4 protein-coding genes are annotated in these 4128 nt (G+C 30.4%); all 4 read left to right on the forward strand.

Annotated elements, in window-relative coordinates:
• Positions 1–360: 360 nt before the first annotated feature.
• Positions 361–1380, forward strand: a complete 1020-nt coding sequence (locus tag WBG30_RS13665; RefSeq protein WP_424505211.1) for a PTS sugar transporter subunit IIC — start codon at positions 361–363, stop codon at positions 1378–1380.
• Positions 1381–1613: 233 nt separating this feature from the next.
• Complete coding sequence (locus tag WBG30_RS13670; RefSeq protein ID WP_424505212.1) at positions 1614–2822, forward strand: L-serine ammonia-lyase, iron-sulfur-dependent, subunit alpha; 1209 nt, start codon at positions 1614–1616, stop codon at positions 2820–2822.
• 171 nt (positions 2823–2993) lie between these two features.
• On the forward strand, positions 2994–3971 hold the full coding sequence (locus WBG30_RS13675) for a sigma-70 family RNA polymerase sigma factor (protein WP_424505213.1): 978 nt from the start codon (positions 2994–2996) through the stop codon (positions 3969–3971).
• Positions 3961–4128 (forward strand): Nif3-like dinuclear metal center hexameric protein (locus WBG30_RS13680; RefSeq protein WP_424505214.1); only part of this gene is annotated, 168 nt, incomplete at its 3' end. The genes WBG30_RS13675 and WBG30_RS13680, both read left to right, overlap by 11 nt.

Below are 4128 nucleotides of genomic sequence, written 5' to 3' on the forward strand. Positions count from 1 at the left end.
TTTAAAATGATCTTTTTATATCTAAAAAAATAGTATTTTAAGGCAAAACGTAATATTTTAAAACATTGTATTTTATTTAACACTTAATTATATCATAAAAACTAAGATATTAAAAATTGAAGTTTCATACAGTTTATTCAAAAAAATGAAAAATTTTAAACTATATTTTTATAAATGTTAAATTTTAGCAAACTTTATTCATTTATGTTTGATTAAATTGTTTTTTTTTTGAAAAAAGCACACTTTTATTCAAAAAAATGAATTTTTTATTTCAATATAGTGAATTCTATGTTATACTGGTTACCGTGTTAGGGAAAATTGTTCATTAAACAATTAAAATATTTAGGAGGAAAGAAAATTATGGAAATGTTAAAAGGTATTGCATTATTATTATTAGTGCTTTCGATATTCTCTTTATTTAGTTTAAAGATGCCAAAAGGTATGAAAGCGATGGGAGCATTAGCAAATGCAGCGGTAGCAACTTTTTTAGTCGAAGCTTTTCAAAGATATGTTGGTGGAGATTTAATTGGAATAGAGTTCTTAGGTAAAGTTGGAGATTCATCAGGATCAATGGGTGGAGTAGCAGCAGCGACTTTAGTTGCATTGGCTTTAGGTGTATCACCAGTTTATGCAATGTTAATAGGTGCAGCGGTGTTAGGTTACGGAATAATACCTGGATTTGTAGCAGGATATGTATTGGCGTTTATAGTACCTAAAATAGAGAAAAAAGCACCAGCAGGATTAGATTTAATAATCTGTTTAGTGTTTATAGCACCAGCAGCAAGAGGAATAGCATTATTAGCTGATCCAGTAGTTAACCAAACATTATTAAACATTGGTTCTGTAATTACATCAGCAACTACTAAAAGTCCAACGGTAATGGGGATTGTTTTAGGTGGAGTTATAACAGTGGTAGCAACAGCACCACTTAGTTCAATGGCACTTACAGCAATGTTAGGATTAACAGGGTTACCAATGGCAATAGGAGCATTAGCAGTAATGGGGTCATCTTTCTTAAATCCTGTTTTATTTCATAGATTAAAATTAGGAAATAAAGAGACTGTAATAGCGGTAGCTATTGAACCATTAACACAAGCGGATGTTATCTCTGTAAATCCAATTCCAGTATTTGTTACAAATTTTATTGGAGGAGCATTAGCAGGATTGGTAGTAGTTCACTTTGGTTTAATCAATAACGCAGTAGGAACAGCAACACCAATAGCTGGTTTAGCAGTAATGTTTGGATTTAATCCAGCAATAACTGTAATAAAGGCAGCTTTATTATGTGCGGCAGCAGGAGCATTCAGTGGTTATTTAGGATCAATTATTTTTAAAAATTATAAGATAATACCAGCTGAAGTTGTTAGAGGAACAAAATAAAATTAAAATAGTATAAAATAATGATAGGTTTAGGTGTTTTTCTAAACCTATTTATAATTTTTAAAGCACAATATGAACTATTATAGTTCTTAAAAGGCAAAAAGTGCACAATTATAAAGAGTTTATATAGAAGAAAGTTTGAGAAATAAAAATAATATGTTATAATATAGTATAAAAAATTTTATTTTACTGAATTATTTTAAATTCAATAAAAAAATTAGGAGGAAACAGTAATGGATTCGTTAAAAGAATTATTTAAGATAGGAAATGGACCATCTAGTTCACATACTATGGGACCAGAAAGAGCGGCGAAAAGATTTAAGATGGAAAACCCAGATGCGGCTAGTTTTAAAATAGAATTATATGGATCATTAGCAGCTACAGGTAAAGGACATTTAACTGATTGGGTTATCGAAGAAACTTTAAAGCCTAAGGTTACAGAGATAGTTTGGATGCCAGAATTTGTTCATAAATTTCATACAAATGGAATGAAATTTATAGCTGTAGATAAAGATGGAAATGACACTAAAGAGTGGTTGGTATTCTCTGTAGGAGGTGGAACTATTGTAGAAGATGGTCAAGCTAGAGGTGGATCAAATAGAATCTATCCACTTACAACTATGGATGAAGTAATAAAGTGGTGTAAAAAAAATCAAAAAGAATTATGGGAATATGTGGCAGAGATGGAAGATTCTTCTATTTGGGCATTCTTAGAGAGAACTTGGGAAGCTATGGAAGATTCTGTAAAGGCTGGTCTTTCAAAAACTGGGGTATTACCAGGAACTATTAAATATCCAAGAAAAGCTCAAATGTTTTATAGGAAAGCTAGAAGAGATGATTCGAGAACTAGTTATTTAGGCAAAATATTTGCTTATACATTGGCAGTATCAGAGGAAAATGGAGGAGGAGGGAGAGTAGTTACTGCTCCTACATGTGGTGCCGCTGGTATCATCCCAGGATTATTATATGCACTAAAAGAAGAGCATAACTTATCTAAGGAAGAAACTTTAAGAGGTCTTGCAATTGCAGGATTAATTGGAAACTTAATCAAAGAAAACGCTACTATATCTGGAGCAGAAGGTGGATGTCAGGCTGAAGTAGGAGCTGGATGTGCAATGGCAGCAGGAATGGCAGGATTTATCTTAGGTGGATCGTTAGATCAAATAGAATATGCAGCAGAGATGGCATTAGAACATCATTTAGGTCTTACATGTGACCCGGTGGGTGGATATGTACAAATTCCTTGTATCGAAAGAAATGCAGCAGCAGCAGTTAGAGCATTAGATGCAGCTAACTATGCATTATTTACTGATGGTCATCATACAGTTAGTTTCGACAAAGTAGTTCTTACAATGAAACAAACTGGTTTAGATATGAAAAGTGAATATAAAGAAACATCGTTAGGTGGATTAGCTAAATTTGATTTTAATGCAAATTGCTAATAAAAAAATAAAATAAAAATTAAGGATATTAAGAGGATATTTTGTATACTTAATTAACTAAGAGGTAGTTCCTGTTGGACTACCTCTTATTTTAATATTAAATTCATTGAAAGAGTTTGAAAACTTTGGTATTATATATAATACTAAAAAAATATGTTTGGGGTTGAGAAAATGAGAATAGATTTTAAAAATATGGGAAATACGATAGATATGAGAAGTTTTGAATTAATAGCAGAAACTTCTACAGTTGATGAATTTAAGAGTTTAATCTTAAATTTAAAGGGAAAGAAAATAGATGAAACAAACGGAAGGGTTGAAAAATTTGATTTTAAAAATATAGGGAATTTCTATGAGGATACTGTAGAAAATTATTTGAGAGAATTATCATCTATAAAACCTATAAAAAAAGAAAAAATATCAGAATTAATAAAGGATATTAAAGCAGAAGATCTTTCTTCTAGGGAAATTTTGATGGAAGGATCATTAAAATTAGTAGCTAAGACAGCTCTTTATTATTCCAAAGTAGGAGCAAGTTATATAGAATTAGTACAAGATGGACTTATAGGGATAGTAAAAGCTATTGAGAATTATGATTTAGATTGTCCTATAGAATTTTTAGAATATATGGAGTTTTGGATAAAATATGAGATGATTCAAAGTAATAAATTAGTTGTAGAAGAATTAAAATCACCAATAATAGCTTATTTTAAAAATATGAAGGTAGAAGTATATAAGTCAGAAAATAAAGGTGTTTCCTCAGATATGAAAGAAACAAATGCAGAAGATATAAAGAAAGTTTTAAATATGGATATAGAAGAGTTTGAAAATTTACAAAAGATCAATGATTATGGATTTTTGATAAAAAAAGAAGACAAAGAGGAAGCGGAAGTATATAGAAGCATTCCTGAGATAGATATAAGGTTAGCAAAGGTAGAGAAATTGATGTCAGTATCTAATTTGGCCAATAAATTTACTGTGACTGAGATAAAAATATTAGATTTATTTTATGGTCTTAGTGGAAAGAGAAAATACTTTGAAGAGATTGGTGAGATATTAGATATGAAACCATCAAAAGTAAAGGCAGAAGTAGAAAAACTTATGATAAAATTAAAGTATAATGGAAAGAAGGAATGGATCGATGAAAATTAAGAGCCTCATAAAAAAATTAGAGAAAAATTTCCCTAAAAACATAGCTGAATCTTGGGATAATATTGGTCTTTTAGTAGGAGATGAAGGTAGGGAGATAACTAAGGTACAGATATCTTTAGATGCAACAGAAGAAGTGATAGATCACGCAATAGAAGTA

This window comes from Psychrilyobacter sp., assembly GCF_049671765.1.
GTDB lineage: Bacteria > Fusobacteriota > Fusobacteriia > Fusobacteriales > Fusobacteriaceae > Psychrilyobacter.